This window comes from Epibacterium ulvae, from assembly GCF_018678075.1.
GTDB classification, from domain to species: domain Bacteria; phylum Pseudomonadota; class Alphaproteobacteria; order Rhodobacterales; family Rhodobacteraceae; genus Epibacterium; species Epibacterium ulvae_A.
The window spans coordinates 1-6,302 of record NZ_JAHHIR010000051.1; the positions used below are offsets into that span (position 1 = coordinate 1).

The 6,302-nt window shown below is 53.5% G+C and carries 5 protein-coding genes and 1 pseudogene; 5 read left to right on the forward strand and 1 reads right to left on the reverse strand.

All coding sequences use genetic code 11. The features are described 5' to 3' along the window. Nucleotides 1-32 precede the first annotated feature (32 nt). Nucleotides 33-866, forward strand: a pseudogene (locus KMP13_RS13265) (IS3 family transposase); the annotation flags it as partial. A 296-nt stretch (nt 867-1,162) separates the two neighbouring features. Here the strand turns inward: KMP13_RS13265 and KMP13_RS21085 are convergent. Beyond that, the gene (locus KMP13_RS21085; protein ID WP_215266326.1) at nt 1,163-1,231 is read right to left on the reverse strand and encodes a transposase; all 69 of its coding nucleotides are present in this window, start codon (nt 1,229-1,231) and stop codon (nt 1,163-1,165) included. Nucleotides 1,232-1,974: 743 nt separating this feature from the next. On the opposite strand from KMP13_RS21085, the gene KMP13_RS13285 reads away from it, so the two are divergent. The 4 genes from KMP13_RS13285 to KMP13_RS13300 all read left to right on the forward strand — a co-directional run. Further along, the gene (locus KMP13_RS13285) at nt 1,975-2,814 is read left to right on the forward strand and encodes a flagellar motor protein MotB (RefSeq protein ID WP_215266324.1); all 840 of its coding nucleotides are present in this window, start codon (nt 1,975-1,977) and stop codon (nt 2,812-2,814) included. Nucleotides 2,815-2,925: 111 nt separating this feature from the next. Next, nucleotides 2,926-4,254: a flagellar hook protein FlgE gene (locus KMP13_RS13290; protein ID WP_251363852.1), complete on the forward strand. Its 1,329-nt coding sequence runs from the start codon at nt 2,926-2,928 to the stop codon at nt 4,252-4,254. A gap of 39 nt (nt 4,255-4,293) precedes the next feature. Beyond that, nucleotides 4,294-5,742, forward strand: a complete 1,449-nt coding sequence (gene flgK / locus KMP13_RS13295) for a flagellar hook-associated protein FlgK (RefSeq protein ID WP_215266325.1) — start codon at nt 4,294-4,296, stop codon at nt 5,740-5,742. A 4-nt stretch (nt 5,743-5,746) separates the two neighbouring features. Further along, a partial coding sequence (locus tag KMP13_RS13300; protein WP_435370361.1) for a flagellin occupies nt 5,747-6,302 on the forward strand: 556 nt, incomplete at its 3' end.

A 6,302-nucleotide genomic window follows, 5' to 3' on the forward strand; every position in this document is an offset into this window, starting at 1 on the left:
GCTGCAGAGGTAGGTGAGTAAAGATGCTACACGGATTCCGAGCAGTTCGCACACGGCCTTTCAGCCGAAGGCGCCGGTCCGATATGGATGCGTTAGCGCTCATTAAAGAACAATCACGCCTGAGCTTGGGCAGCTATGGCCGCCCACGCATGACAGAAAACCTGAAAGAGATCGGTTTAGATGTGGGTCACCGCCGTATTGGCAGGTTGATGCGCCAGAACGGCATATCAGTTGTGAGAACACGCAAACATAAGGTGACGACAGACAGCGATCATAAGTTCAATATTGCGCCAAGCCTGCTGGATCGTAACTTCTCAGCAGACGCACCCAATCAGAAGTGGGCTGGTGATATCAGCTATGTCTGGACCCGCGAAGGCTGGCTCTATTTGGCTGTGATCCTTGATCTGCATTCAAGAAGGGTCATCGGATGGGCCGTCAGCAATCGCATGAAACGCGATCTGGCGATCCGGGCGTTGAGTATGGCCATCGCGTTCCGGCAACCGCCCAAGGACTGCATCCACCACACGGATCGTGGGTCGCAATACTGCTCTCACGACTATCAGAAGGTCCTGCGCAAGCACGGCTTCAAGGTGTCGATGAGCGGAAAAGGCAATTGCTATGAGTTTAAGCTGGTCCGCGCCAGCGGATTGGATGATCCGGGGGATCATTCAAAGGCGCAAAACGCGGCAGTCGAGACGTTCTTCAAAACGACCAAAGCTGAACTGATCTGGCGGCACCCTTGGGAGACACGACGAAAGGCTGAAATGGCGATCTTCGAATACATCAATGGCTTCCAAAATCCGCGTCGCGGCCACTCAGCTTTGGGCTGGAAAAGCCCCGTCGCTTTTGAACGGAAAGTGGCTTAAACGAGCACTTGGGGCAGCACAAAAGCGTGACAGGTCCAACCAGAGCCTCGAGCCGCGCATTCTGATCCCACTGCGCGCGGATGATCGCCTTCAGTTCAGCAATGTCATCAGGTGCGATCATGCCCGACACTATAACAAAACAAGGGCAGAATGATCCGCGCAAATGCCCCCGTGAGTCATTCGGCCGCAGCTGGGGCTACCACCTCCAAAGGGCGCACACGCCGTCAATCCAACCCCGCAAAGACCGCCTCAAACTGGGCCGGTTCCAGCCGCATCACCCCATTCTTGAACGGGGGCTATGTAAAGCTGTTACTTTCAAGCCGCTTGTATGCCATCACGAGCCCGCTGCCGTCCCAGTAGATCAGCTTGAGCGCTTGGCCCTGAACACATAAACGGACCCATCAAACGGCTTCTGGAGCAGGTGACTCTGCACCAAAGCCGCAAGCCCATCATGGCCTTTACGAAAGCCCACCGGATCACTGGCCACAAAGATTCGGACCGTGTGGGATGGCACGAAAACTTGTTCATAGCCCGCGCGAGTTCGGCGATCCGCGACGCGGGCGTTGCTGCATCAAGACGGACGGTAACATCGCGTCTGATCACATCAATCGTGATGGCGGACGCGGCAGGCAGAGGTTGGGCTAAAGGCGGAGAGGTTTCAACCTCAACCGGCACAAAGTCCATGCCGTCCAAATTTGGCAGAACCAGTTTGCCCTGCCGCGCAATCCGCCGCCAATCAGAGACCGTGCTCGGGATCAGCTCATACCGCGTCGCAACCGCGTTGACCGTCTCCCTTTCAATCAACGTCTCCGCCACAATCCGCGCCTTCAGATCCGTCGGCCCCTTCGGCTTGCCGTCCGAACGCCGAGGCACATTCGCCAGAAACGCGCTTATAGCTGCCATCGAGAAATTCCCCCAAAAACAATGAGGACTCTGAAACGCAGATCATGCGATATGCCGTAAATGTGGGAGCGGCGCTCCCCTTACCTTTGGGCCTCACAGATACCTCCCGTTCAGAGTTCTTAACTGCCGGCAAATTTATCTGTTAAGGCCTGTTTAACACCCCACCTGTTATCCCAGTTATGGGTGAATAAAAGTGGTGGTGACTATGAGCGCACAAGGCAATGCGGCGCCCATTATCATCAAGAAGAAAAAAAGTGGCGGCGATCATGGACATCATGGTGGCGCCTGGAAAGTGGCCTATGCTGACTTTGTGACAGCGATGATGGCTTTCTTCTTGTTGATGTGGCTGTTGAACGCAACAACTGAAAAACAACGTAAGGGTCTGGCGGATTACTTTTCGCCAACTATCCCTTTGAGCCGTGTTTCTGGCGGTGGCAACGGTGCTTTCAACGGTGAAAGTATGTTCACCGAAGATATTTTGCCGCAAACCGGGACCGGTGCAAGTGCCGAGCATCCCGAAGACGCGCGACAAGCCCAAGGGAACACGGGCGTCGAGAAGCAAGATAAAGAGAAAGAGGCCGAAGACCGTGAGTACAAAGCTATGCAAGATGCATTGGCTGGGCGAAGCGGCGAAAGCATGGTCTCTGTCGAGATGGCTCGACATATTGTAACACGGGTCTCTGATGAAGGGCTGATTATCGAGATGTTCGATACTTCGGATGCGCCGTTGTTTGAAACCGACAGCTCAACGCCGACGCCGCTCTATCGGGATCTTGTGCGTATGGTTGCGCGGGTGACGAATGTGGTCGGCAATGACATCGCAGTCAATGGTCACATAAGGTCGCAACCAGTCGTCTTGGCGAAGAACCCGATTTGGGAACTGTCTCACGCGCGCGCGGATGAAACTCGGAAACTGTTGGAAACAGGTGGAACCGCAGCAAAACGCATTCAACGTGTGACGGGCCACGCAGATAGAAAGCTGTCGCAGCAAAATCCGATGTCGGTGATGAATAATCGGGTTGAGATTCTTCTTTTGCGGGAATGATCCCCCAGAACCTGATTTTTTCACGGCTTTGGGGCTAACAGATAGCTCACATTTTATCTGTTAGCCCCGTGTTAATGCCGATTGGATACCCCTGACTGCAGAAGAGTTTTGATGCAGCAGAAAGGCGTATCCATGACCATTTCTTCGTCGTTGAATGCAGGGGTAGCAGGATTGACCGCCAACGCTTCACGCTTGGCGACCATTGCCGACAATATCGCAAATGCGTCGACACTGGGTTACAAGCGGGTTCGATCCGACTTTAACTCACTTGTTGTTGGATCTTCCGGAGCGGGCTACACAGCGGGTGGTGTGCGTGCAAGTTCATCTCGTGAAATTGACTCACGCGGCTCACTGGTTGGTACCAACAGTGCAACTGACCTGGCCATTCAGGGTCGTGGTATGTTGCCCGTCGCAAGTATTACCGAGGTTGCGGGTGGCAATCTAAATCCGTCGATGTTGTTGACCTCAACGGGGTCCTTCACCACGAACGAAGATGGTCTATTGTCCACTCAATCTGGCCTGGTGTTGATGGGTTGGCCCGCTCTACCTGATGGATCAATACCAAATTTCCCACGTGACACGACCGATGGGCTCGAACCAATCGTTCTCAACCGTAGCCAACTTTCGAGCGAACCTACCACCGAGATCAACCTAGGCATCAACTTGCCAGCGACCGCGACAGAGGCTGGTGGAACGCCAGATCCAGCAGACACAACCACCACAATTGCCTACTATGATAACCTCGGCCGGGCCGAAGGAATTACAGTTGAATTCGAACCTACGGTTCCTGCCTCAGGGACATCGAATGAGTGGACGATGCGACTGACAGATTCTGCCAGTGGCGGTGCTCTGATTGGTGAATACACACTTACATTCAATGACAGTCAAACCGATGGTGGTTCTTTGGCATCAGTGACGGCGATTTCAGGCGGTACTTATGACCCGACCACTGGATCCGCCATCGTTAATGTGGCTGGCGGTGCGATTGAGGTAAACGTCGGTCTGTTGGGCCGTTCCAATGGTTTGACACAGCTTGGTGATGAGTGGGTTGCGGCGAACATTTCTCGCGACGGTGCTCCTGCTGGCAACATTGTTGACGTTGAAATTGACGAGAACGGATTTGTCCTCGCCAGCTTTGACTCGGGCATCACACGTACGGTCTATCAAGTTCCATTGGTTGACGTTCCTAACATGAATGGTCTGGAAACGCTTGATCGGCAAACATTCTTGCCGACGACCGACAGTGGTTCATTCTTTCTCTGGGATGCTGGTTCCGGTCCTGTGGGCGATGTTGCATCTAACGCATTGGAAGAATCTAACGCCGACCTTGCGGCCGAGTTGACCTCAATGATCACGACCCAGCGTGCCTATTCTTCGGCCTCTAAAGTCATCCAAACAGTGGATGAAATGCTGCAAGAAACCACCAACATCATCCGCTAATAGCGGATGATACCCTCTCACAAACACATGGTTTGACGAATGACTCTGTCTAGTGCAATCAATGCTGCAATGTCGGGCGTTTACGCTGCCTCTCGTAACACCGCTGTTATTTCTGACAACTTGGCAAACGCGCTTAATCCGGGCCATTCGCGCCGTGTGTTGTCGGTGACGTCAGCAGGCGCGGGTATACCAGGTGTCCGCGTCGGCGACGTGAGTCTTGTAAAAGATCCTGCTGTCCTTGCGTCGCGCCGCATTTCCGAAGCAGAATATGCTTCTGCCGAAGAAACCGCGGCATTCTTTAGCCGCGTGGGCAGCGTCGTTGGTACGGTCGATGACGCGAATTCACTCGCGTCTCTGCAGTCCGATTTCAGCTCAGCGCTTGTCGAAGCGATCTCACGCTCGGATTCCGGTCCACGGTTGAATGAGCTTGCGGTTGCTGCCGCCGCATTTACCGACGGTTTGAATGCCGCTTCAGATGAAGTTCGTGCCCAACGTGTTGCCGCCGAAAACACCATTGACGCGCAAGTCGACACCCTAAACCAAGGGCTGAAAGACGTGGAGCGCTTGAACGCCAAAATCGTTCTTGCGCAGGCGAGTGGCCAGGATCCAGTCGGCTTTCTGGATCAACGAGACCAGATTATTGATGAGATCAACAACATCGTTCCAGTAAAAGTTGTGGAACGTAGCAACAACCAAGTTGCCTTGTTTTCCGAGGGTGGGGAAATTCTGCTCGAAGGCACAGCATCTCAGTTTAGCTTTGAGGCCCAACGGGATATTGCGCCACATATGACTGTTGATAACGGCCTGCTGTCGGGGCTAGAGATTGATGGGCGCCCAATTGACACAAACGTTACCGGTCGGTTGCGCGGTGGCACGTTGACCGCGGCATTCCAGATACGCGACGACTACGCGTTGGCGGCGCAAGCTGATCTCGACTCAATGGCACGGGACTTGATTGAACGCTTTCAAGATCCAGCCGTTGACCCAACTCTTTCGGCTACCGACGCGGGGATCTTTACCGACGATGGTTCTGCTTTTGACGTGGCGAATGAAACCGGTATTGCGGCCCGTATTTCGGTCAACGAGCTGGTGGCGCTTAATGGTCAAGCCGAAACTTGGCGTTTCCGGGATGGCCTGAACGCTGTGACCCAGGGAGATGCGGGGGATGCGACCCTCTTGCGTGCCTATACCGACGCTTTGGAGGCAAGCCGAAGCATCACAAGCCCATCCTTAGGAACGATTAGCGTATCCGCCGCGACACTGGCGGCGGATGTCATCTCAAGATTTGCGCAAGACAGTGAAACGAGCGCAAACCGCGTCGCTTTCACCGCTGCAAGTTTCATTGAAACCAGCGAGATGGAGCAGGCACAAGGTGTCGATACTGATGTCGAACTGCAAAACCTTTTGATTATTGAGCAATCTTACCAAGCCAACGCTCGCGTCATAACGACCGTTAATGACCTACTGGATACAATTCTAAGGATTTGAACCGATGCTGTCTTCTTCTTATGGCGATCTCGCGCAATACACGTTCCTGCGGATACGCAATTCTGACCTGAAGTCGCAGGTTCAAACCCTGGGACAAGAATTGACGACGGGTCGTACGAGCAATGCAACTGAACGATTAGGTGGAGATTTCACATATTTGGCAGGGATTGAACATACGTTAAACCAGTTGGACAGCTATCAAATCGCTGCAACCGAAATCACTGTTCTCACTCTGTCTGCTCAATCGGCGATGGAGAAAGTTCAGGATAACGTACAAAATTTGCGTGACGATATTCTCACGCTCACGTCCACCTTGTCTGAGGACGACGCTGTGAGCTTGGCTGAAGAGGCACGCCTTCAGTTGGAAAACTCAATTAGTGCACTGAACTCATCGGTAGGTGGGCGAAGCTTATTCGGTGGTGTAGCGACCCAAACTGCACCACTGGAAAGTGTAGATGTCATGATGGCCGCGCTTGTGTCGGAAATTGCGGGTGCTGTCACCGCAGATGACGTTATTACTGCCGTCGACGATTGGTTTAACGATCCAGCAGGATTTGAGG

Excerpts from the sequence above, each read along its gene's own strand:
- KMP13_RS13285 (WP_215266324.1), top strand. The coding sequence starts at position 1,975 with ATGAGCGCACAAGGCAATGCGGCGCCCATTATCATCAAGAAGAAAAAA.
- KMP13_RS13290 (WP_251363852.1), top strand. The coding sequence starts at position 2,926 with ATGCAGCAGAAAGGCGTATCCATGACCATTTCTTCGTCGTTGAATGCA.
- flgK (WP_215266325.1), top strand. The coding sequence starts at position 4,294 with ATGACTCTGTCTAGTGCAATCAATGCTGCAATGTCGGGCGTTTACGCT.